Annotated in this window: 19 protein-coding genes and 1 pseudogene; 13 read left to right on the forward strand and 7 right to left on the reverse strand. The window is 67.0% G+C overall.

All coding sequences use genetic code 11. The features are described 5' to 3' along the window. Nucleotides 1-15 precede the first annotated feature (15 nt). From murC to lpxC, 6 genes and pseudogenes are all read left to right on the forward strand, one after another. Nucleotides 16-1,452, forward strand: a complete 1,437-nt coding sequence (gene murC, locus AC5P74_RS12440; protein WP_005415294.1) for a UDP-N-acetylmuramate--L-alanine ligase — start codon at nt 16-18, stop codon at nt 1,450-1,452. Continuing rightward, nucleotides 1,449-2,411, forward strand: coding sequence for a D-alanine--D-alanine ligase (locus AC5P74_RS12445; protein ID WP_005415295.1), 963 nt, complete (start codon nt 1,449-1,451; stop codon nt 2,409-2,411). The genes murC and AC5P74_RS12445 overlap by 4 nt, the downstream gene beginning before the upstream one ends. Beyond that, nucleotides 2,408-3,085: pseudogene (locus tag AC5P74_RS12450) on the forward strand (cell division protein FtsQ/DivIB); the annotation flags it as partial. The gene AC5P74_RS12445 and the pseudogene AC5P74_RS12450, both read left to right, overlap by 4 nt. 68 nt (nt 3,086-3,153) lie before the next feature. Further along, nucleotides 3,154-4,389, forward strand: a complete 1,236-nt coding sequence (gene ftsA / locus AC5P74_RS12455) for a cell division protein FtsA (protein ID WP_005408083.1) — start codon at nt 3,154-3,156, stop codon at nt 4,387-4,389. A 177-nt stretch (nt 4,390-4,566) separates the two neighbouring features. Next, nucleotides 4,567-5,802 (forward strand): cell division protein FtsZ, encoded by a 1,236-nt coding sequence (ftsZ, locus tag AC5P74_RS12460; protein ID WP_005415297.1) that lies wholly within the window; start codon nt 4,567-4,569, stop codon nt 5,800-5,802. Between the two features lie 205 nt (nt 5,803-6,007). Then, nucleotides 6,008-6,919, forward strand: coding sequence for a UDP-3-O-acyl-N-acetylglucosamine deacetylase (gene lpxC, locus AC5P74_RS12465; RefSeq protein WP_005415298.1), 912 nt, complete (start codon nt 6,008-6,010; stop codon nt 6,917-6,919). A 281-nt stretch (nt 6,920-7,200) separates the two neighbouring features. Here the strand turns inward: lpxC and AC5P74_RS12470 are convergent, their stop codons facing one another. Beyond that, nucleotides 7,201-7,650 (reverse strand): DciA family protein, encoded by a 450-nt coding sequence (locus AC5P74_RS12470; RefSeq protein ID WP_049413132.1) that lies wholly within the window; start codon nt 7,648-7,650, stop codon nt 7,201-7,203. A gap of 12 nt (nt 7,651-7,662) precedes the next feature. On the opposite strand from AC5P74_RS12470, the gene AC5P74_RS12475 reads away from it, so the two are divergent. The 3 genes from AC5P74_RS12475 to AC5P74_RS12485 all read left to right on the forward strand — a co-directional run bounded on the left by AC5P74_RS12475 (nt 7,663) and on the right by AC5P74_RS12485 (nt 12,709). Then, the gene (locus tag AC5P74_RS12475; RefSeq protein WP_053498833.1) at nt 7,663-8,619 is read left to right on the forward strand and encodes a M23 family metallopeptidase; all 957 of its coding nucleotides are present in this window, start codon (nt 7,663-7,665) and stop codon (nt 8,617-8,619) included. 302 nt (nt 8,620-8,921) lie between these two features. Then, nucleotides 8,922-11,654, forward strand: a complete 2,733-nt coding sequence (gene secA, locus AC5P74_RS12480) for a preprotein translocase subunit SecA (RefSeq protein ID WP_005415301.1) — start codon at nt 8,922-8,924, stop codon at nt 11,652-11,654. 101 nt (nt 11,655-11,755) lie between these two features. Further along, a complete protein-coding gene (locus tag AC5P74_RS12485; protein ID WP_171958420.1) occupies nt 11,756-12,709 on the forward strand; it encodes a Nudix family hydrolase in 954 nt (317 codons plus the stop codon). Between the two features lie 10 nt (nt 12,710-12,719). Here the strand turns inward: AC5P74_RS12485 and AC5P74_RS12490 are convergent, their stop codons facing one another. Further along, nucleotides 12,720-13,304, reverse strand: a complete 585-nt coding sequence (locus AC5P74_RS12490) for a DUF4124 domain-containing protein (protein WP_053498830.1) — start codon at nt 13,302-13,304, stop codon at nt 12,720-12,722. A gap of 40 nt (nt 13,305-13,344) precedes the next feature. Further along, nucleotides 13,345-14,172 (reverse strand): methylenetetrahydrofolate reductase [NAD(P)H], encoded by an 828-nt coding sequence (metF, locus tag AC5P74_RS12495; RefSeq protein ID WP_495204961.1) that lies wholly within the window; start codon nt 14,170-14,172, stop codon nt 13,345-13,347. A 203-nt stretch (nt 14,173-14,375) separates the two neighbouring features. Between metF and AC5P74_RS12500 the strand changes: the two genes are divergently transcribed. From AC5P74_RS12500 to AC5P74_RS12515, 4 genes are read left to right on the forward strand one after another with little or no spacing between them, the layout of a single operon-like run. After that, nucleotides 14,376-15,302, forward strand: coding sequence for an alpha/beta fold hydrolase (locus tag AC5P74_RS12500; RefSeq protein ID WP_346607344.1), 927 nt, complete (start codon nt 14,376-14,378; stop codon nt 15,300-15,302). 26 nt (nt 15,303-15,328) lie between these two features. Then, the gene (locus tag AC5P74_RS12505; protein ID WP_495204962.1) at nt 15,329-16,375 is read left to right on the forward strand and encodes a sensor histidine kinase; all 1,047 of its coding nucleotides are present in this window, start codon (nt 15,329-15,331) and stop codon (nt 16,373-16,375) included. Beyond that, complete coding sequence (locus AC5P74_RS12510) at nt 16,372-17,103, forward strand: LytR/AlgR family response regulator transcription factor (RefSeq protein WP_188218684.1); 732 nt, start codon at nt 16,372-16,374, stop codon at nt 17,101-17,103. The genes AC5P74_RS12505 and AC5P74_RS12510 overlap by 4 nt, the downstream gene beginning before the upstream one ends. 50 nt (nt 17,104-17,153) lie before the next feature. Further along, nucleotides 17,154-17,711, forward strand: coding sequence for a DUF3228 family protein (locus tag AC5P74_RS12515; protein WP_053498826.1), 558 nt, complete (start codon nt 17,154-17,156; stop codon nt 17,709-17,711). 75 nt (nt 17,712-17,786) lie between these two features. Here AC5P74_RS12515 and AC5P74_RS12520 read toward each other — a convergent pair whose 3' ends face one another. From AC5P74_RS12520 to AC5P74_RS12535, 4 genes are all read right to left on the reverse strand, one after another. Further along, nucleotides 17,787-18,272: a hypothetical protein gene (locus tag AC5P74_RS12520; protein ID WP_065178753.1), complete on the reverse strand. Its 486-nt coding sequence runs from the start codon at nt 18,270-18,272 to the stop codon at nt 17,787-17,789. Further along, the gene (gene ybaK, locus AC5P74_RS12525; RefSeq protein WP_005415308.1) at nt 18,272-18,745 is read right to left on the reverse strand and encodes a Cys-tRNA(Pro) deacylase; all 474 of its coding nucleotides are present in this window, start codon (nt 18,743-18,745) and stop codon (nt 18,272-18,274) included. Before ybaK ends, AC5P74_RS12520 begins: the two co-directional genes overlap by 1 nt. A 110-nt stretch (nt 18,746-18,855) precedes the next feature. Further along, on the reverse strand, nt 18,856-20,196 hold the full coding sequence (locus AC5P74_RS12530; RefSeq protein WP_229766028.1) for a peptidoglycan-binding domain-containing protein: 1,341 nt from the start codon (nt 20,194-20,196) through the stop codon (nt 18,856-18,858). 49 nt (nt 20,197-20,245) lie between these two features. Then, nucleotides 20,246-21,034, reverse strand: coding sequence for a lysozyme inhibitor LprI family protein (locus AC5P74_RS12535; protein ID WP_005415310.1), 789 nt, complete (start codon nt 21,032-21,034; stop codon nt 20,246-20,248). Nucleotides 21,035-21,146 lie beyond the last annotated feature (112 nt).

Here is a 21,146-nt window from a genome sequence, read left to right on the forward strand (position 1 = left end):
TGCGCGAGGCCGCGCATGATCCGTCGCCTGCACGACACCAACGACCTGGTGCGCGCGTTCCCGCGCGTGCATTTCGTCGGCATCGGTGGCACCGGCATGAGTGGCATCGCCGAAGTGATGCTGACGCTGGGCTACGAAGTGTCCGGCTCGGACAACGCCGACAACGTGGCAACCCGCCGCCTGGCCAGCCTGGGAGCGCGCATCATGCGCGGCCACTCGGCAGCCAATGTGCTGGGCACCGACTGCGTGGTGGTCTCCAGCGCCATCCGCGAGGACAACCCGGAGCTGATGGAAGCGCGCAGCCAGCGCATTCCGATCATGCCGCGCGCGGCGATGCTGGCCGAGCTGATGCGCTTCCGCCGCGGCATCGCCGTGGCCGGTACCCATGGCAAGACCACCACCACCAGCCTGACCGCAGCGGTGCTGAGCGAAGGTGGCCTGGACCCGACGTTCGTGATCGGTGGCCAGCTGCTAGCTGCCGGTGCCAACGCCAAACTGGGCGGTGGGCAGTGGCTGGTGGCCGAGGCCGACGAAAGCGATGGCAGCTTCCTGCGCCTGAACCCGCTGATGTCGATCATCACCAACATCGATGCGGACCACCTGGAGAACTACGGCAACGACTTTGCCCGCGTGCAGGCGGCGTTCGCCGAATTCCTGCAGCGCCTGCCGTTCTACGGCCTGGCGGTGCTGTGCATCGACGATCCGGAAGTGGCCGCGCTGGCTGCCAGGACCCCGCGCCACGTGATGAGCTACGGCATGAGCCCGCAGGCCGACGTGCGCGCCGAGAACGTGGTGCAGGAAGGATCGCGCATGCGCTTCACCCTGCGCCTGCCGCAGGGCACCAGCCAGGAAGTGGTGCTGGCGCTGCCGGGCAGGCACAACGTACTCAACGCGCTGGCCGCCGCCGCGGTGGGCTGGCAGCTGGGCGTGGCGCCGGACGCCATCGCGCGCGCGCTGGAAGGCTTCGCCGGTGTCGGCCGCCGCTTCAATGACCTGGGCGAAGTGACCACCGCCAGCGGTGCCAAGGTGCGCATCATCGACGACTACGGCCATCACCCGAGCGAGCTGGAGGCGGTGTTCGCCGCCGCCCGCGGCGGCTGGGCTGACAAGCGCCTGGTGGTGGCCTTCCAGCCGCACCGCTACAGCCGCACCCGTGACCAGTTCGACAAGTTTGCCGCGGTGCTGTCCAGCGTCGACGCGCTGGTGCTGAGCGAGGTCTATCCGGCCGGTGAGGAACCCATTGCCGGTGCCGACTCGCATGCGCTGGCCCGCGCCATCCGCGCGCGTGGCCGCAGCGAGCCGGTGGTGGTGGGCAAGGCCGCCGAGCTGGCCAGCGTGCTGCCGGACGTGCTGCAGGACGGTGACCTGCTGCTGATGATGGGGGCCGGCGATATCGGTGCCGTGGCCGCCCATATCGCGGTGGAAGGCTTCCAGGGGGAGGGCCAGGCGTGAGCGCGCTGACTTTCCCGCCGCTGCGCGTGACCGACCCGGCCGTGTTCGGCCGCGTCGCCGTGCTGCTCGGCGGCAGTTCCAGCGAACGCGAGGTGTCGCTGGATTCGGGCCGCAACGTGCTCGAAGCCCTGCAGTCGCGCGGCGTCGATGCGTTCGCCGTCGATGGCATTCCGGCGCTGGCCAGCGCGCTCGCCGCCGGTGGCATCGACCGCGTGTTCAACATCCTGCATGGCCACAACGGTGGCGGTGAGGACGGCATCGTGCAGGGCCTGATGGACGCCTTCGGCGTGCCGTACACCGGCTCGGACGTGCTGGGTTCGGCGCTGAGCATGGACAAGATCCGCACCAAGCAGGTGTGGCTGTCGCTGGGCCTGCCAACGCCGCAGTACCGGAAGGTCGACGCGTCCACGGTGCATGCACTGGCGGCAGAGCTGGGCCTGCCGGTGGTGGTGAAGCCGGCCAACGAAGGCTCCAGCGTGGGCATCAGCCGGGTCACCGACGAGGCCGGCCTGGACGAGGCCGTGGCCCTGGCCGCGCGCTACGACGGCCAGTTGCTGATGGAACAGATGGTGGTGGGCGATGAGCTGACCGTGGCCATCCTTGGCGACGTTGCCCTGCCGTCGATCCGCATCGTGCCCAAGGGCCAGTGGTACGACTACAACGCCAAGTACATCGCCGAGGACACCCAGTACCTGTGCCCGGGCCTGGACGGTAGCGACGAAGACGAGATCCGCCGCATCGCGCTGGCCGCATTCCGCGCCGCCGGCTGCCGTGGCTGGGGCCGCGTGGACGTGATGCGTGACCGCGCCAGCGGCCGTTTCTTCCTGCTGGAAGTGAACACCGCGCCGGGCATGACCAGCCATTCGCTGGTACCCAAGGCGGCCCGCCAGGCCGGCATCGGTTTCGAGGAACTGGTGTGGCGCGTGCTGGAACAGACCCTGGAGGCCACGCACGCATGAACGCGCTGCTGCGCATCTTCGTCTGGCTGTTGGCACTGTCGGTGGTTGCACTGCCGGTGGTGGCCGTGGTCAATGGCTGGGTCGGCGCCGAGCGCTGGCCGCTGGCGAAGCTGCGCGTGCATGGCGAGTTCAAGCGGGTACCGGCCGAGCAGCTGCAGCAGGTGCTGCTGCCGTACGCGCGCGCCGGGTTCTTCGCGGTCAAGCTGCAGGATGCGCAGGACGCGCTGGAAAAGCTGCCGTGGGTGGAAAGCGCGCAGGTACGCAAGCAGTGGCCGGATGTGCTGGAAGTGACCCTGGTCGAGCACAAGCCGTTCGCACGCTGGGGCAACGACCGCCTGGTCTCCGAGCAGGGCAAGCTGTTCCCCACGCCGAAGAAACTGTCCGACCTGGAACTGCCGGAGCTGGATGGCCCGGACAGCCAGACCCAGGAAGTGATGAAGCTGTACAGCGACTCGCGTGCCTTGTTCGCACCGGCCGGCGTCGACGTGCGCCGGGTGACGATGGATGCACGCGGCAGCTGGTCGCTGGTGCTGAGCAACGGCACCGAAGTGGTGGTCGGCCGTGACGACGCGCGCTCGCGCATGCAGCGCTTCGTCAAGGTGCTGCCGCAGCTCAACCGCCAGGACGCGCCGATCGAGCGCGCCGACCTCCGTTACACCAATGGTTTCACGCTGAGCTGGGGTACCCCGGCCACGCCGGCGAAAACGCCGGCGACCCCGGCCAGAAGCACGCAGGAAAGGACATGAATCGCAAGGGTGACAAATCGCTGATCGTTGGCCTGGACATCGGCACCTCCAAGGTGGTGGCGCTGGTGGGCGAGTATTCGCCGGGCAACCCGATCGAAGTGATCGGCATCGGCTCGCACGAATCGCGCGGGCTGAAGCGTGGCGTGGTGGTGGACATCGAATCGACCGTGCAGTCGATCCAGCGTGCGGTGGAAGAAGCCGAGCTGATGGCCGGCTGCGAGATCCGTTCGGTGTACGCCTCGATCTCCGGCAACCACGTGCAGTGCAAGAACTCGCCGGGCATCGTGCCGATCCGCGACGGTGAAGTGACCTGGGGCGACCTGGATCGCGTGCTCGACGCAGCCAAGGCGGTGGCGATCCCGGCCGACCAGAAGATCCTGCACGCGATTCCGCGCGAGTACGTGCTGGACGATTCGCAGGAGGGCATCCGCAACCCGGTCGGCATGACCGGCGTGCGCCTGGAGGTACATGCGCACCTGGTGGTGTGCGCGCAGTCGGCGGCGGCCAACATCAGCAAGTGCGTGCAGCGCTGCGGCCTGCAGGTGGACGACCTGGTGCTGTCCTCGCTGGCCTCCAGCGTGGCGGTGCTGACCGCCGACGAGCGCGAGCTGGGCGTGGTGCTGGTCGACATGGGCGCCGGTACCACCGACATCGCGGTGTTCGTGCAGGGCGCGATCTGCCACACCGCCTCGCTGCCGATCGCCGGCGACCACGTGACCAACGACATCGCGCACATGCTGCGCACGCCGACCCCGGAAGCCGAGCAGATCAAGGTGCGCTATGCCTGCGCCCTGGCCCAACTGGCCACGGCCGAGGAGAGCATCCAGGTGCCGTCGGTCGGCGACCGGCCGCCGCGCCGCATGCCGCGCCACTCGCTGGCGCAGGCCGTGCAGGGCCGCTACGAGGAGATCTTCGAGATGGTGCAGGCCGAACTGCGCCGCTCCGGCTTCGAGGAACTGGTGCGCGCCGGCATGGTGCTGACCGGTGGCGCGTCGAAGATGGAGGGCGTGGTCGAACTGGCCGAGGAAATGCTGCAGATGCCGGTGCGCGTGGGCATCCCGCAGCACGTCACCGGCCTGGGCGAAGTGGTCGGCAACCCGGTGCACGCCACCGGCGTGGGCCTGCTGCTGATGGGCAGCCAGATCGAGCACCCGCGGCGGCCGTCGCTGCCGACCGGGCGCGCTGGAAGCATGTTCAAGAAACTCAAGACCTGGTTCCGCGGCGAGTTCTGACGCGGAACCCGTAACTCCGGGCCCAGCCCGGCGCAACACCCGCAGTACCCGCATCACAACGCAACAACGCAACAACGCACTACACAACCCACACAGCCGCAACGGCAACATGACACGCGAAGGCAGGAGGCCCGACCGTCCATGCCACCGACAAGCGGATACAACGAGGACACGGACATGGCGCATTTTGAACTGATCGAAAAGATGGCACCCAATGCGGTGATCAAGGTGGTTGGCGTGGGCGGCGGCGGCGGCAATGCCGTGGCGCACATGGTCAACTCGGCGGTGGACGGCGTGGAGTTCATCACCGCCAACACCGACTCGCAGGCCATCAAGAATTGTGGTGCCAAGCTGCAGCTGCAGCTGGGTACCAACGTGACCAAGGGCCTGGGCGCAGGCGCGAACCCGGAAGTCGGCCGCCAGGCCGCGCTGGAAGACCGTGAGCGCATCATGGACGCGCTGCAGGGCGCGGACATGGTGTTCATCACCGCCGGCATGGGCGGCGGCACCGGCACCGGCGCTGCGCCGGTGGTGGCGCAGCTGGCCAAGGAAATGGGCATCCTGACCGTGGCCGTGGTCACCAAGCCGTTCCCGTTCGAAGGCCGTCGCCGCATGCAGGTGGCGCTGAAGGGCATCGAGGAACTGAGCCAGCACTGCGACTCGCTGATCACGATCCCGAACGAGAAGCTGATCACCGTGCTGGGTCGCAACGCGACCATGATCCAGGCCTTCCGCGCCGCCAACGACGTGCTGCAGGGCGCCGTGCAGGGCATCGCCGACCTGATCGTGCGTCCGGGCCTGATCAACGTCGACTTCGCCGACGTGCGCACCGTCATGTCCGAAATGGGCCTGGCGATGATGGGTACCGGCACCGCACGGGGCGATGACCGCGCCCAGGCCGCTGCCGAATCGGCGATCCAGAACCCGCTGCTGGACGATGTGAACCTGGCCGGTGCCAACGGCATCCTGGTCAACATCACCGCCGGCGCCGACTTCACCATGGCCGAGTTCGACGAGATCGGCCGCACCATCGACGGTTTCGCTTCGGAAGACGCCACCGTCGTGGTCGGCACCGTGCTGGACCCGGACATGCAGGACGAAGTGCGCGTGACCGTGGTGGCCACTGGCCTGAACCGCGTCTCGGCCAGCAAGACCCAGCGTCCGGGCGAGCGTGCACCGATCAAGCTGGTCCGCAACGCCACCACCGGCCAGCCGGAGTTCGGCGAGTTCGACAACGGCGGCGACGCCGTGTCCAAGGCCGTGGGCGGCATGGGCCTGGGCCTGCGTCGCGCCAGCAGCGATACCGCGGCGGCGTCGGCCCCGTCGGCCCCGGCGGCTTCGGCCCCGGCAGCGGCGGAACTGCCGAACGACTACCTGGACATCCCGGCCTTCCTGCGCCGCCAGGCGGACTAAGCGGGGCGGCCCGGGGTTGTCCTCCCCGGGTTGCGCCACCATGTCCTGAAAATGCGGGCGCCGGGCCAGGATGGGCCCGGCTGCCCTGCTTCACGCGCTTTCCCAGCGGCGTGCCGGTGTGTCCTGCCGGTGGCTGTCACTGGCGTTTCAGCCAGGGTAGGGGAGTGCGCGTGTTAATCTAATGTGTCACTTCCGGTCCATCCCCATGATCCAGCAACGCACCCTCAAGAACACGATCCGCGCCACCGGCGTTGGCCTGCATAGTGGTGACAAGGTCTACATGACCCTGCGCCCGGCACCGGTCAACCATGGCATCGTGTTCCGCCGCGTGGACCTGGACCCGGTGGTGGAAGTGCCGGCCAAGGCCGAACTGGTCACCGAAGTGACCCTGTGCACCGGCCTGACCTGCAACGACGCCAAGATCCAGACCGTCGAACACCTGATGTCGGCGCTGGCCGGCCTGGGTGTGGACAACATCATCGTCGAGCTGTCCTCGGCCGAGCTGCCGATCATGGACGGTTCGGCCGGCCCGTTCGTGTTCCTGCTGCAGTCGGCAGGCATCGTGGAACAGGATGCGCCCAAGCGCTTCATCCGCGTGCTGAAGACCGTGGAAGTGACCGAGGGCGACAAGGTGGCCCGCTTCACTCCGTACGAGGGTTACAAGCTGGGTTTCACCATCCAGTTCAATCACCCGATGATTCCGGCCAAGCAGTCGCGCCAGGAAATCGAGTTCTCGACGCTGGCCTACACCAAGGAAATCTCCCGCGCGCGCACCTTTGGTTTCATGCGCGACCTGGAGTACATGCGCGAGCGCAACCTGGGCCTGGGCGGTTCGATGGACAACGCCATCGTGCTGGACGAGTTCCGCGTGCTCAACGAAGACGGCTTGCGCTACGCCGACGAATTCGTGCGCCACAAGATCCTTGACGCCATCGGCGACCTCTATCTGGCCGGTGGCCAGGTGCTGGGCGCCTACGAGGGCTTCAAGTCCGGCCACGCGCTCAACAACAAGCTGGTGCGGGCCCTGATGGCCGACGCCAGTGCCTGGGAATGGGTCAGCTTCGACTCGCCGGCCACCCCGGATCCGGTGGAATACGCCACCCCAGCATACGCCTGATTCCGTAGGTTGTTGAATTTAAAGACAAAAACGCCGCCTTCCTGGGTGGCGTTCTTGTTTCCGGCGTTGGCGACGCATTCAGCGTGCTTGAAAGACGTCAAGGCTGGTTCAAGGTCACGGTTTTGTGAACCTGTTGGATCAGAAGCCTGAATTTAACGCAGTTTTAACAACAATCTAACGACAGGCCCCCGGATGGCCGCTAGGATGCGACCCGGCCCCCGAAATGTTTCACGCCGTGGTGACACGCGCGACGGGGAGCGGAGCCGGATGCTCCGTTGCCATCAGGACCGCTTCTTCGGCTTCGAGGGAACGTCCTGCAGGCAAGCCAAGGCGTCGCGTAGCCCTTTGTGCGTGGCGGCTGAAACTGCGTGGGGTCCATTCCGGTTGTCGAGCGCTGGGGAGCGCGTGGGAGTGGGAGACGCAGTCTTGATGGTCACCCTGGTGGCCTTCAGCCCGATGGAACGGGCCGCGTCGAGCAGCTGGGCTTCGGCAAGCCGCAACTTGGCATGCCAGACCGGGGACTCGACGAGAAAAACGAGGTGTTCCCCGTCCACATTGGCCAGCCGGCAACGGCTGCGCAGAGGTGGCGGCAACTGGGGGCGCAACTGACGGTCCAGCGCGTCGAGCCACAGGGCACGCCGCAGCGGGTTCCCGCTTTTGTCCGCCATTACCGCATCCAGCGCCGGTTTCGGTGCCGACGCGGGGCGAACGCTGGATTTCGGCTCAGACATGAAAACTCACTGATGGCATTCAAAAAGATCGTAATCAAAACGCGTGAAGGACAGGCCAAATCGTCGCCGATCACGCGTTTGCGGTTCTATTTCGAGGACCGCCCCCGCGCCTTGCTGGGCAGCGTGCTCGGGGTAGGCTGCATTATCGGCCTTGCTGGCGGCATTGGCGCCAGCGCGCTGAATGATTCCCGGCTGCAGGCCAAGGTCGAGCGCCAGGATGCGGAGCTGGCCAAGGTCAAGCGCGATGCGCAGACCCAGGTCAATGCGCTGGCCGCTCGCCTCGGCGAGCTGCAGGCCCAGGCGACCCGCCTCAACGCCCTCGGCGAACGGCTGACCCAGATGGGCAAGCTGGAGGACGGCGAGTTCGACTTCAACGAGACCCCCGGCCTCGGTGACGGTGACGCAGGCGGCCCGACCAGCGACATCCCGGTCAAGGACGTCAACGCCGACTTACAGGTGCTGGAGCAGCGCTTCGCTGCTTCAGGCCGCCAGCTGTCGGTGATGGAATCGCTGATGTTCGACCACCAGCTGCAGCAGAACGCCGTGCCCTCGCGCATGCCGATCCGCAACAGCTACGTGACCTCCGGTTTCGGCACCCGTGCCGACCCGTTCGGCCGCGGCGCCGCCACCCACAAGGGCATGGACTTCCACGCAAAGGTCGGTGACCCGGTGATGGCCGTGGCCGAGGGCGTGGTCAGCTTCGCCGGCGTGAAGGGCGGCTACGGCAATGTCGTCGATGTCGACCATGGCAATGGCTATGTCACCCGCTACGCGCACAATTCGCGTCTGGTGGTGAAGGCCGGTGACCTGGTCCGTGCCGGCCAGGAAGTGGCCAAGGCCGGTTCCACCGGTCGTTCGACCGGCGCCCACGTGCACTTCGAAGTGTGGGAGAACGGCAACGTGGTCAACCCGCGCAAGTTCCTCGGCGACGGCGGCAACACGCCGGTCGGGCGCGTCAGCCGCGGCTGATGCGCGGGTCGGATCCCTTCCGCGCTGCGGAAGGGCTCTGACCCGATGTGGTTGATCTGGTAGTGCCGGCCGCTGGCCGGCAACCTCATGGATTTCGGCAGCATCGCGGATTGCCGGCCAGCGGCCGGCACTACCGGGAATGTTCGGATGCCATTGCCGCCAAAGGGTTGAAACCCCTTGGGGCCGTCCCAAGCTACAATGGGTGTTGCCATCGACAGGGCGCCAGGCGCCCTGTTTCGTTTGCGGCGGACGGATCCCCAGGGGGAGGCCGGGCGTCGTGTCCATCCAACCCGGTTCCTTCAATGATCAACAGCCTGCTTACCCGCGTATTTGGCAGTCGTAACGAACGACAGCTGCGCCAGCTCAACCGCATCGTCGCCAAGATCAATGCGCTGGAGCCGGAGATCGAGAAGCTGTCCGACGAGCAGCTTCAGGCCAAGACGCCGGAGTTCAAGCAGCGCATTGCTGGCGGTGAAGCCCTGGACAAGGTGCTGCCGGAAGCGTTCGCGGTCTGCCGTGAAGCCGGTCGCCGCGTGCTGGGCATGCGCCACTACGACGTGCAGCTGATCGGCGGCATGGTGCTTCACCTGGGCAAGATCGCAGAAATGCGCACCGGTGAAGGCAAGACCCTGGTGGCGACCCTGCCGGTGTACCTCAACGCGCTGGAAGGCAAGGGCGTGCACGTGGTCACCGTGAACGACTACCTGGCCCGCCGCGACGCCGCGCAGATGGGCAAGCTGTACAACTGGCTGGGCCTGAGCGTGGGCGTGGTGTACCCGGGCATGCCGCACAGCGACAAGCGCGAAGCCTACGCCGCGGACATCACCTACGGCACCAACAACGAATTCGGTTTCGACTACCTGCGCGACAACATGGCGCTGTCCAAGGCCGACCGCTACCAGCGCGGCCTGCACTACGCCATCGTCGACGAAGTCGACTCCATCCTGATCGACGAAGCGCGCACCCCGCTGATCATCTCCGGTCCGGCCGATGATTCCCCGGAGCTGTACATCCGCGTCAACCGTGTCGTGCCGCACCTGGTCAAGCAGGAAGCGGAAGACGGCGAAGGCGATTTCTGGGTCGACGAGAAGGGCAAGCAGGTGCACCTGTCCGAAGCGGGCATGGAGCACGCCGAGCAGCTGCTGGTCGAGGCCGGCATCCTCGATGGCGAGACCGAAGGCCTGTACGCGGCGCAGAACCTGACCGTGGTGCACCACCTCAACGCCGCCCTGCGCGCGCACGCGATCTACCAGCGTGACGTGGACTACATCGTGCGCGATGGCGAAGTGGTCATCGTCGACGAATTCACCGGCCGTACCCTGGCCGGCCGCCGCTGGTCCGATGGCCTGCACCAGGCGGTGGAAGCGAAGGAAGGCGTGCCGGTGCAGCGCGAGAACCAGACGCTGGCGAGCATCACCTTCCAGAACCTGTTCCGCATGTACAAGAAGCTGTCCGGCATGACCGGTACGGCCGATACCGAAGCGTTCGAGTTCCAGAGCATCTATGGCCTGGAAGTGGTGGTGATCCCGACCAACCGCCCGACCATCCGCAAGGACAGCCCGGACCAGGTGTTCCTCAACCGCAAGGGCAAGTTCAATGCGGTACTGGCCGACATCGAAGAGTGCGCCAAGCGCGGCCAGCCGGTGCTGGTGGGTACCACCTCGATCGAAACCTCGGAAATGCTGTCCGAGCACCTGAGCAAGGCCGGCGTGAAGCACGAAGTGCTCAACGCCAAGCAGCATGACCGCGAAGCGACCATCGTCGCCAACGCGGGCCGCCCGGCGGCGGTGACCATCGCCACCAACATGGCCGGTCGTGGTACCGACATCGTGCTGGGCGGCTCGCTGGAAGCCGAGATCCACGCTCTGGGCGAGGACGCAACCGACGAGCAGAAGGCGGCGGTCAAGGCCGAATGGCAGAAGCGCCACGATGCAGTGAAGGCCGCTGGCGGCCTGCATATCGTCGGCACCGAGCGCCACGAGTCGCGTCGTATCGACAACCAGCTGCGCGGCCGTTCGGGCCGCCAGGGTGACCCGGGTTCGTCCCGTTTCTACCTGTCGCTGGAAGACAACCTGATGCGCATCTTCGCCTCCGACTGGGTGCAGAAGGCCATGCGCATGATGGGCATGAAGGAAGACGACGTCATCGAGGACCGCCTGGTCAGCCGCCAGATCGAAAAGGCGCAGCGCAAGGTCGAGGCCCACAACTTCGACATCCGCAAGAACCTGCTGGACTTCGACGACGTCAACAACGATCAGCGCAAGGTGATCTACGCCCAGCGCGACGAGCTGCTGGACGCCGAATCGGTGAAGGACAACGTCGACGGCATCCGTGACGACGTGATCTTCGACATCGTTGCGCGCTTCGTGCCGCCGAACTCGATCGACGAGCAGTGGGACCTGCGTGGCCTGGAAGCGACCCTGGAGTCGGACTTCGGCCTGCAGATGTCGCTGACCGACCTGGTCAAGCAGCATGAGGAACTGGACGCCGAGGCCATCGCCAGCAAGGTCCAGGAGCGCGTCAACCAGCACTTCGCCGAGAAGGAAGCCAGCCTGGGCGAAGAGACCATGCGCGCGCTGGAGAAGCACGTGATGCTGACCGTGCTGGACCAGAGCTGGAAGGAGCACCTGGCGCGCATGGATTACCTGCGCCAGGGCATCTACCTGCGTGGTTACGCGCAGAAGCAGCCCAAGCAGGAATACAAGAAGGAAGCCTTCGAGCTGTTCTCGGACATGCTGGAGAACGTCAAGCGCGAAGTGGTGACCCTGCTGGCCCGCGTGCGTATCCGCAGCGACGAGGAAGTGCAGGCCCTGGAGGCCGCCGAGCGGCAGCAGGCGCAGGCTCGCCTGAGCCAGTCGCAGTTCCAGCACCAGGATGCGGGCGGCTACAGTGCCGACGAGGAAGCCGCGCAGGTGCAGGCTGCCCAGCAGGGCGTCGCGCAGATGCAGCGCGACGAGCCGAAGATCGGCCGCAATGATCCGTGCCCGTGCGGCAGTGGCAAGAAGTACAAGCACTGCCACGGCCAGCTGAGCTGATCCCGAAGAGCCCCGCGAAAGCGGGGCTTTTCGTTTGTTGCGGGGGAGTTGCACAGGATCCGTGATTGCGCCGGCCGCACTGTTCTGGGCATGCTTCCCCCATGCCTTCCCCCACCCGATCGATCCACGTCGTGGCCGCCGTCATCACCGACGCCCGTGGCCGCGTGCTGCTCAACCGCCGTACCGAGAACCGCGACATGGCCGGCCTGTGGGAGTTCCCCGGCGGCAAGCGCGAATCCGGCGAGACCTCCGAACAGGCGCTGGCGCGTGAACTGCGCGAAGAGCTGGGCATCGAGGCCGATGTCGGGCCCTGGCTGATGGACGTGCCGCAGCGCTATCCGGACAAGCACCTGACCCTGGAAGTGCGCCATGTGCGCAGCTGGAAGGGCGCCCCGCGCGGCCGCGAAGGCCAGGCGATCACCTGGGTGGCGCAGGACAAGCTGGGCCGCTATTCGATGCCGCCGGCCGACCTGCCGGTGGTGGCCGCACTGCGCCAACCGGACCGCTACCTGATCACGCCGGCGCCGGCTGACGATGCCAGCGGCGTGCAGCACTGGCATGACTGCCTGCAGCGCGCGGTCGCGGCGGGCCAGCAGCGCATCCAGCTGCGCCTGCCACCGGAACACCCGCAACGGCAGGCAATGATCGAACAGGCCGTGCGCGCGCATCGTCGCGGCGTGCAATGGCTGATCAACCGCGATGTCGCGCTGGCACGCGCACTGGGCGTGGGTGTGCACCTGGGCAGCGAGCAGCTGCAGGACCTGCAGGAACGGCCCTTGCCGGAAGGGCAGCTTGTCGCCGCGTCCTGCCACGACCTGGAGCAGCTGCAGGCGGCGCAGCGGCTGGGCTGCGACTTCGTGGTGCTCGGCCCGGTGCAGGCCACGGCCAGCCACCCCGGGGCAGTGCCGCTGGGCTGGGAGGCCTTCGCCGCGCTGCGCGCGCAGGTGTCGCTGCCGATCTACGCGTTGGGTGGGATGGTCGCCGGCCATATCGCCGAAGCCCGTCGCCACGGTGGGCAGGGTATCGCTGCGATTGGCGGGTTGTGGCCGGCGTGAGCCCTCCCGGTCACAATGTGATCCAGAAACACCCGTATTGACGCCGCAACCCCAGCACCGTCGAAGCGCGCGACACGCTGCCGGGCAGGGTCTGTTCCAGGCGCAGGCCGACCGGATGCCGCACGGCCGACGGCTCCGGGTCGGATACCTGCGCCGCAGGGCTCTGATCCTCATCCTGCGATTGCGGCAGCGCCTGCGAGGGATACACCGGTACCACGTCTACCAGCGGCCGCCGCGCCAGCGATTCCAGTTGACCGAGGATGCGCTGCGCACCGGCATCGGAGACCGCGCCCCACAGGTACAGCGACGACAACCGGTTCACATCGTTGCTGAGGATGCCGATGCGCAGCGCGTCCACCAGCTCGCTAAGGCGCCGTGGGCAGCGCGCCCCCAGGGTGTCTCGCCGCAGGGTGCTGCCGGTGGGCGCGGGCGGTGGCAATCGTGATCGGGCGCCGACGCTGTCGCAGGGCCGGTCGGTATACACGCTCTGGCCCTGCGCATCGGTGCAGCGGTTCAAGCGCGTGGACTGCGCATGGACAACGCTCGATGCCGAGCACAATGACAGCAGCAACAGCAGGAAGGAAAGCCGGTTCATCGACGCAGGGTAGCGCCGATCGCGGTGGCATGGCGTGCTTTCAGCCGTGCAGCAGCTTCAGCACCGACGTGGTCGGCTTGGCCAGGTTCAGGGTGTAGAAGTGCAGGCCCGGCGCGCCGCCCTCGACCAGGCGCTGGCACAGCCTGGCGACCACTTCGGTACCGAACGCCCGCACCGATTCGGCGTCATCGCCATAGGCCTGCATCTTGCGGCTGATCCAGCGCGGGATCTCCGCACCGCACTGCTCGGAGAAACGGCGCAGCTGGCTGAAGTTGGCGATCGGCATGATGCCGGGCGTGATCGGTACCTGTACGCCGAGCCGGCGCACGGCATCGACGAAGTGGAAGTACGCATCCGGGTTGTAGAAATACTGGGTGATCGCCGCGTTGGCGCCGGCATCGATCTTGGCCTTGAAGTGCTTCAGGTCGGCCAATGCATCGGAGGCCTGTGGGTGGGTCTCCGGGTAGGCACCTACCTCGATGCGGAACGCATCGCCGTGTTCGGCGCGGATGAACTCGATCAGCTCGGCGGCATAGCGCATGTCGCCGGGGAAGCCCATGCCGGAGGGCAGGTCGCCGCGCAGCGCGACCAGGCGATGGCAGCCGATGGCGCGGTACAGCTTGAGCAGTTCGCGGATTTCCTGGCGGGTGCCGCCGACGCACGACAGATGCGGTGCGGCCTCGAAGCCATGGTGCTGGTTGAGATGGCGCACGGTCTCGGAGGTATAGCTCAGCGTCGAGCCACCAGCGCCGAAGGTACAGGACACGTACTCGGGGCCGTAGTCCTTCAGCTTGGCTGCGGCGCGATCCAGCTGGCTGCGCTGTTCATCGGTCTTGGGCGGATAGAACTCGAAGCTGATGGCAGTCATGGCACGGGCGGCGGCGGCGGGTGTGGATCAGTATATCGCTTCATCAAGATGGATGTGCGATTGCGGTGTGAGGGCGGGCCATCCGTGGCGCGCGACCGTTCGCCCTGCTGACCGGCCGTTGCTCCGGAATCGTAACCGGGGGCGCTGGACCGGCAGCACGCTGTTCCCATCCCGGCACCACCCAGCCGATGAAGGAGCAGACGATGAAGATCTTCCTGGCATTTTGGTATGCGATGAAAGACCTGGCCCGGCTGGCGATGATCGGCATGGCGATGGCCGTGTTCGGTTCCGGCTCGGCGCATGCCGCCACTGACTCGACCGCCGGCAAGGTGCAGGTCGAGGTGGTCGGCAAGGGGCGCCCGCTGTTGATGATTCCCGGCCTCAACAGCAGCGCGGAGGTCTGGCGCGAGACCTGCCGCGCGTTGCAGGACGTGCAGTGCCACCTGGTGCAGTTGCCGGGGTTTGCCGGCGCCGCGCCGGCAGACCCGCAGCCGGCGGATTTCCTTTCGGCCATGCGCAACCAGCTGCTGGCCTATGTGCATGACCAGAAGCTGGACCATCCGGCGGTGATCGGCCACAGCCTGGGCGGCGTGCTGACGCTGCAGATGGCGGTAAAGGAACCGGACGCACTGGGGCCGCTGGTCATCGTCGATTCGTTGCCGTTCTATGCAGGCATGCAGAACCCGCAGGCGACCGCACAGAGCGTGCAGCCGATGGCCGAAAAGATGCGCACTGCGATGCTGGCTGCAGACCCGGCCAGCTACCAGGCGCAGGCTGAAGCGGCGCTGGCCCCGCTGACCAGCAGCACCGCGCGCCTGCCCGAACTGAGGCGCTGGGGCCATGACAGCGATCGCGCCACCACCGCCGATGCGATGTACTCGATGCTGGTGACCGACCTGCGCAGCGAGGTGGCCGGCATCCACTCGCCTACGCTGGTCCTGGGCGCCTGGGCGTCCTACCAGGCACTCGGTGCGACCGAATCATCGGCGCGTGCGATCTTCCAGTCGCAGTACGCCGCGCTGCCCGGCGTGCGCATCGAACTGAGCGCGACCGGCCACCACTTCCTGATGTGGGATGATCCGCAGTGGCTGCGTGGGCAGGTGCAGGCGTTCCTCGACAGCCACCGCTGATCCTTCCGACCGTTCCGGCCATGGCCATGCCCGATTCGACTTCCGCACTGCGCTTCTGGTTGATCAACACCCTCGGCTGGGCGCTGTTCTGCGTGATCAGCCTGGCCATGACCGGCGCGTTCGGTGGCGCCAGCAGCAGTGGAAGTACGCTCATCAGCGTCGGCCTCGGCGTGCTGCTGTATGGCATCAGCGGCAGCCTGCGCGCGCTGGCCTTGCGGCGCCACTGGTGGCGGCTGGACCTGGGCGCGCTGGTGCTGCGGCTGGCGCTGGCGGTGCTGCTGGGTGCAGCACTGGCGCAACTGCTGCTGACGGCGGTGCTGCAGCCGGCGCTGGCGCTGGGGTGGGTGGATTTTGGCGGCCGATCGGGTGATTTCCGCCCGGTCGCACGCCTGCTCTACTGGCTCAACACCGTGCTGATGCTGGGGCTATGGACCGCGATGTGGGCCGGCCTGCACGGCATGCGCAGCGCGCGCCAGGCCGAATTGGCCCGCCTGCGCGCCGAAGCCGAACGCAGTGCGCTGGAACGTGATGCGCTGCGTGCGCGGCTCGACCCGCATTTCATGTTCAATGCGTTGAACAATCTGCGCGCGCTGATCCTGGAGGATCCGGAACGTGCGCGCGACATGGTCACGCGGCTGTCGCGCACGCTGCGCCAGGCGCTGGCGCACAACCGCAGTGAGCAGGTCACGTTGGCCGAGGAACTGGCAGTGGTGGACGACTACCTGGCCATCGAGGCGATCCACTTCGAGCAGCGCCTGCAGGTGCTGCAGCAGATCGATGCCGATGCCACGCAGGCACAGCTGCCGGCAATGGCGCTGCAGCTGCTGGTCGAGAACGCGATCAAGCACGGCATTGCCAGTCGCCCGGGCGGTGGCGAGGTGCGGATCCATGCCTCGCTGGCCAATGATGTGCTGCGGTTGCAGGTTGACAATCCACGTGCAACCGGCAGCGAACCCACCCATGGCCATGGCGTCGGCCTGGCCTACCTGCGTGCGCAGCTGGGCACGCGTGGCCGATTCGTGCTGCAGCCGGTCGGTGACCGCATGCATGCCCTGCTGGAGATTGCGCAATGAGTGGCGTGCTGCGCGTGTTGATCGTTGATGATGCGCGGCTGGCGCGGCAGGAGCTGCGTACGCTGTTGTCAGCGCTGCCCTGGGTGCAGTGCGTGGGCGAGGCCGATGATGTGCCGGCCGCACGCGAGGCGATCGCTGCACTGGCGCCGGACCTGGTGCTGTTGGATGTGCAGATGCCCTCCGGCAGCGGCTTCGATGTGCTGGACGGCCTGGAGGCGGTGCCGGCGGTGGTGTTCGTTACCGCCTATGACACCTACGCGGTACGCGCATTCCAGGCCAATGCGCTGGACTATCTGGTGAAGCCGGTGGAGGCGCCGCGCCTGCTGGAAGCATTGGAGCGGGCGCGCGAGCGCGACGTGGTGGCGAGCGGGGCGTTGGAACTGCGAAACACGCTGGGCGCACAGGACCAGGTGTTCGTGCGCGAGGGTGAACGCTGCTGGTTCGTGGCGGTCTCCGAGATTCGCCGGCTGGTGGTGGATGGCAACTACACGCGCCTGTGGTTCCGCGACCAGAACGCCCTGTTGACCCGCAGCCTGAGCGCGCTGGAAGCACGCCTGCCGCAGGATCTATTCTTCCGCGCCAACCGCAACACACTGGTCAACCTGCGCCGTATCCGTGGGGTGTCGCCCAGCATCGGCGACGGCTACGATCTGACGCTGGATGATGGCAGCGAGGTGGAAGTGTCGCGACGGCAGGCGCGGGAGCTGCGCGAGCGGATGGCGTTGTAGGCGCTACCAGCGGTTACCCTGTGCAGCGGATTCCCTGATCACGCCGCGCCATGTCCATCGTTCTCACCGATTTCGCCCGTCCCCGCCTGTTCCCGCGCGTACCGCGTGGCAACACGATCCAGGACTGCACTGCCGAACAGTTCGAAGCGCACCTCAACGCGCACGCGCCGATGAAGGTACTGGACGGCTATGCGCCGTTCTGCAAACTGTTCGTCTACGAGAACTGGACCAGCACGCGCTGCCTGACCGTGCCGATCACCGAGGCCAACCGCCATCTGCTGCGCAGTGGTTACGAGGCACGCAATCGCGACGAACTGCCGGTGCTGGTGCGCTGGTTCGAGGGCGTGGAGTCGCCGCGTGCGAACTATCTGGTGGTGATCCTGTACAGCGCCGAGCAGCTGGCGAAGGAAGGCTCGCCGATCGAGGCCGACTGGGGCATCGTCGGCTGTATCTATACCGCCGAGCCGGAAGAGGTGCCGATGGCGCCGATCACGATGATGCGCAATGCGCTGGGCGTGGAAGAGGGCGGTTCCGGCGTGCCGTTGGACCGCGAGGCCTACCGGCGTTCTGTCGAGTTCTGGGAGAGCAACGCGAACTGGCGGCCGTGAGCGATAGTGGTCATCCACGCATCGCGTGAGTGTACGGACCGCAGTAGAGCCGCGCCATGCTTGGCTGCCTGGCCTTCAGGCAGTTTTCCATTCCCACCACGGGTAGTGGTACTCGCGGTCGATGGCCTGCCAATGCTGGCCGCAGTGCATGCAGGCAACGTTGTGGCAATCGCCCCAACCATCCTCGGCCTCCTGCAACGCGAGCAGCTGCATCTGCCCTTGTTCGATCAGGCGGCGCGGATCGAAGAACGGGTAGCCGGGATTGAGCGCGCACAGGCAGCCTGCGTGCGCCTGCCAGTGACGCAGCCGTTTCAGGGCCGCCTCCAGATGAGCCTGGTTGCTGATCAGCATGCCGCCGAGGGTGATGCCGTGGCAGCTGCGTTCAATCAGGTCCACATGCGCGGCCAATGCGTCCAGCGACGGTGCACTGAACAGTCGTGCGACGATGCGGGCGGCGTCGGTGATGCGCGTCGCGTCGCGCGACAGCAGGTCCTGCAGCAGCACATCGGCCTGCGCGTCTTCCAGCCTGGGCGGCGGTGCCGCAGACCACGGCCAGCGCATCAGCGTGCCTTGCCGATGGCAGCGTAGTGGCCGGCGGTCAGGCGCAGCAGGTCGGCCGGCGCCAGTTCCACTTCCAGGCCACGGCGGCCGGCGCTGACGTGCAGCGTGGGCAACACCTGCGCGCTGGCATCCAGGAACGTGCGCAGGCGCTTCTTCTGCCCCAGCGGGCTGATGCCGCCGACCAGGTAGCCGGTCGCACGTTGCGCGGCGTCGGCGGCGGCCATCTCGCACTTCTTGCAGCCGGCCGCTTCGGCCAGCGCCTTCAGGTCCAGGTGGCCGGCCACCGGCACGATCGCCACCAGCAGTTCATGTGCTTCAGTGCTGGCCAGCAGGGTCTTGAAGACCTGGGCCGGGTCGAGGCCGAGCTTGTCGACGGCTTCGCCACCATACGATTCGGCGTGGGCGTCGTGCACATAGCTGCGCACGGTGTGGGCGATCTTCTCGCGCTTGAGCAGGTTGATGGCCGGGGTCATGGACGCATCCTAGCGCGGGGCAGGGGCGTTGCCTTGACCGAGACTCGCGCGTCAACGCAGAACGGGCGCCCGAAGGCGCCCGTCCCGGCTGCGATCGGCTGCATCCAGCATCAGCGCGACATCGACTGCTGCGTCTGCATCTGTTCCTGGGTCTGCCGCTGCGACAGTTCGTTGTCCAGGGCCTGGCTCTGCCGCGTGCTGTCCTGCAGATTGTGGTTCACCGCCTGCGACAGGTCGACGTAGGTGCGATGCATGGCGGGATCGCCGAGCTGGCCCTGCACCGCGAACACGCCCTGGTTGTCCGGCCGCGCCAGCACGGTATCGACCTGGCTCATGCCGGCCAACTTTGACTCGTAAGCCACCTGGCCTGCGGCGTTCTCGAGCTGGCTGCGGTCATTGAACAGCGGCGACAGGCCGCCTTGGCGCCGCTGTTCTTCCAGTGCTTCCAGCTTTTCCACGACCTGCTGGTAACGCGGGTTGTCGGCGTGGCCCGGGGTGGCCATGGTCGGTTCGGCAGCCGGTGCGCGCTGCTGCGTGGCCGCATCCAGTGCGGCCAGGGTAGTGCCGCCAGCCTTGCCGTCTACGGTGAGGTGGTGATCACGCTGGAACTGCTTGACCGCTTCCAGGGTGCCGGGGCCGAAATCGCCATCGGCCACCAGCGGCTTGCCGTCCTTGCCCAGATAGCCCAGGTCGGACAGCTTCTGCTGCATGGCCTGCACCTCATCGCCCTTGCTGCCGTTGACCAGCACGCCGTTGCCCGCAGGCGTGCCCGGTGACCCGTGCGAGGGAGCATGGGTGGGGGTGATGCCGATCTGGACCATGGCCCGGTCGAAGCGCTCATCGCGGCTGGCTACGGCGGCCTGCGACTGGATGCCGTACTTGGTGGCATCGACGAAGTTCTGCACGTCGCCGCGCGTCGGCGGATTGCCGGCCTGGACCGTGCCGCCCTGCAGCTTTTCCGCGTTGCCGGCCAGATAGCTGATGAACTGCGGGCCCATGCTGCCGAACTGGTTGTCATAGTCCGCCATGGCCAACTGCAACTCCGGGTTGGCGGCGATGGCATCGGCCGCGGCCGGATTGGTTGCACGCACCTTGGCGATGGCCTGATCGACACGCTCGATGGCGCTGTCCAGCTTGGCGTTGGTGAGCTCGTCCATCCTGGCCTGCGGAATGGCCTGCAACTTGGCGTCGAGCGCCGCCAGCTGCTGGGTGCTCAATCCGCCCTGCTGGGACAACAGTGCGATGTCACCATCGGTGAAGCCGTTGTCGCGCAGGAAGCGCCTGGCCTGCGGATTGCCGCCGACATCGAACTGCACCAGCCCGAACGAATAAGTGCTTGCGCCTTTCTGTGCGTATGAGAAGTGGTCCAGGTGGCGGGTGTCGCCGCCCAGCTCGGTGTTGAGGAACAGCGTGGACAGCTGTTCGCGCGTAATGGTGGAATCCGTTGCCATGGTCATCGTCCTTCAATGAGACAAAAGCGCCGGGCGTGCCCGGCGATTGTCAGCCGGCGCAGTGCTGCTGGGTGAAGCCGAGCAGCTGGCGGATAGCCTGGGTGCCGTAAGCAGCCGGCGCCGGTTCGAGGGCGAACTGGCCAACCATCTGGTTGCTGCACAGCTGTACGGTGCGCCTGCCGGCGGAGGTTTCCTGGGTGCAGTTGGCTGCGAGCAGGGCGTTGGCGCCGCCGCCCATGTTCGTGGCGGCCGTGCAGCCCAGCAGGCGGCCTTCCTGGCCGTTCTCACCCAGCAGCGTGTTGAAGTTAGCCAGCTGGCTGTTGGGATCGCGCAGCACCAGCAGGTCCACGCACTGCTGCTGGCCGTCAGGGGCTTCGCATGCATCCTGATCGACCAGGCCGTCGCGCGTAGCGGACAGCACCTTGAGGCGATCGGCGTACACCTGCCGCAGGCACTGTGCATCGGTGCACAGGTCGCGGGTGTGCTCCTGCCAGCGCTGCTGTTCGGCGTGCAGCTTGCTCTGCCCTGCTGCATCGAGCGTGGCCTGTGCGGCAGTGACCGCCTTGCCCATGTCCGCATCCAGGCCGGTCAGGGTCGGGTCCTTGCAGACCAGGGTCTGTGCCGGCGACGCTGCATCGGCGCAACCAGCGCTCGTGTCGGCAACCGTGGCGGGCGCGTCGGCGGCCTTGCCTGCGGGGCTGGCCTGTCCGCTGGCCGCAGCCGGAGCCGTAGCGCCGGCGTCGCCGGCAGGTGGGGTGCAGGCGGCCAGCAGGGCCACCCAGCACAGGGTCATCAGGGGCTTCATGGCCCGGTTCAGTCGTTCACGGTTGCGCGGCATGTCCTGTCCTTTGGTGTCTGCGTCCCGGCGCATGGCCTGCCGTTGGCAGCCCACGCGGGCGTAAAGCCTAGCAAGCAGCTTCTTAGTGCTTCGTGACAGGGTGCGCCGATCG

It is taken from the genome of Stenotrophomonas sp. YJH_SMC_94-11, assembly GCF_059370435.1.

Excerpts from the sequence above, each read along its gene's own strand:
- murC (WP_005415294.1), top strand. The coding sequence starts at position 16 with ATGATCCGTCGCCTGCACGACACCAACGACCTGGTGCGCGCGTTCCCG.
- ftsA (WP_005408083.1), top strand. The coding sequence starts at position 3,154 with ATGAATCGCAAGGGTGACAAATCGCTGATCGTTGGCCTGGACATCGGC.
- ftsZ (WP_005415297.1), top strand. The coding sequence starts at position 4,567 with ATGGCGCATTTTGAACTGATCGAAAAGATGGCACCCAATGCGGTGATC.
- lpxC (WP_005415298.1), top strand. The coding sequence starts at position 6,008 with ATGATCCAGCAACGCACCCTCAAGAACACGATCCGCGCCACCGGCGTT.
- AC5P74_RS12470 (WP_049413132.1), bottom strand. The coding sequence starts at position 7,650 with ATGTCTGAGCCGAAATCCAGCGTTCGCCCCGCGTCGGCACCGAAACCG.
- AC5P74_RS12475 (WP_053498833.1), top strand. The coding sequence starts at position 7,663 with ATGGCATTCAAAAAGATCGTAATCAAAACGCGTGAAGGACAGGCCAAA.
- secA (WP_005415301.1), top strand. The coding sequence starts at position 8,922 with ATGATCAACAGCCTGCTTACCCGCGTATTTGGCAGTCGTAACGAACGA.
- AC5P74_RS12485 (WP_171958420.1), top strand. The coding sequence starts at position 11,756 with ATGCCTTCCCCCACCCGATCGATCCACGTCGTGGCCGCCGTCATCACC.
- AC5P74_RS12490 (WP_053498830.1), bottom strand. The coding sequence starts at position 13,304 with ATGAACCGGCTTTCCTTCCTGCTGTTGCTGCTGTCATTGTGCTCGGCA.
- metF (WP_495204961.1), bottom strand. The coding sequence starts at position 14,172 with ATGACTGCCATCAGCTTCGAGTTCTATCCGCCCAAGACCGATGAACAG.
- AC5P74_RS12500 (WP_346607344.1), top strand. The coding sequence starts at position 14,376 with ATGAAGATCTTCCTGGCATTTTGGTATGCGATGAAAGACCTGGCCCGG.
- AC5P74_RS12505 (WP_495204962.1), top strand. The coding sequence starts at position 15,329 with ATGCCCGATTCGACTTCCGCACTGCGCTTCTGGTTGATCAACACCCTC.
- AC5P74_RS12510 (WP_188218684.1), top strand. The coding sequence starts at position 16,372 with ATGAGTGGCGTGCTGCGCGTGTTGATCGTTGATGATGCGCGGCTGGCG.
- AC5P74_RS12515 (WP_053498826.1), top strand. The coding sequence starts at position 17,154 with ATGTCCATCGTTCTCACCGATTTCGCCCGTCCCCGCCTGTTCCCGCGC.
- AC5P74_RS12520 (WP_065178753.1), bottom strand. The coding sequence starts at position 18,272 with ATGCGCTGGCCGTGGTCTGCGGCACCGCCGCCCAGGCTGGAAGACGCG.
- ybaK (WP_005415308.1), bottom strand. The coding sequence starts at position 18,745 with ATGACCCCGGCCATCAACCTGCTCAAGCGCGAGAAGATCGCCCACACC.
- AC5P74_RS12530 (WP_229766028.1), bottom strand. The coding sequence starts at position 20,196 with ATGGCAACGGATTCCACCATTACGCGCGAACAGCTGTCCACGCTGTTC.
- AC5P74_RS12535 (WP_005415310.1), bottom strand. The coding sequence starts at position 21,034 with ATGCCGCGCAACCGTGAACGACTGAACCGGGCCATGAAGCCCCTGATG.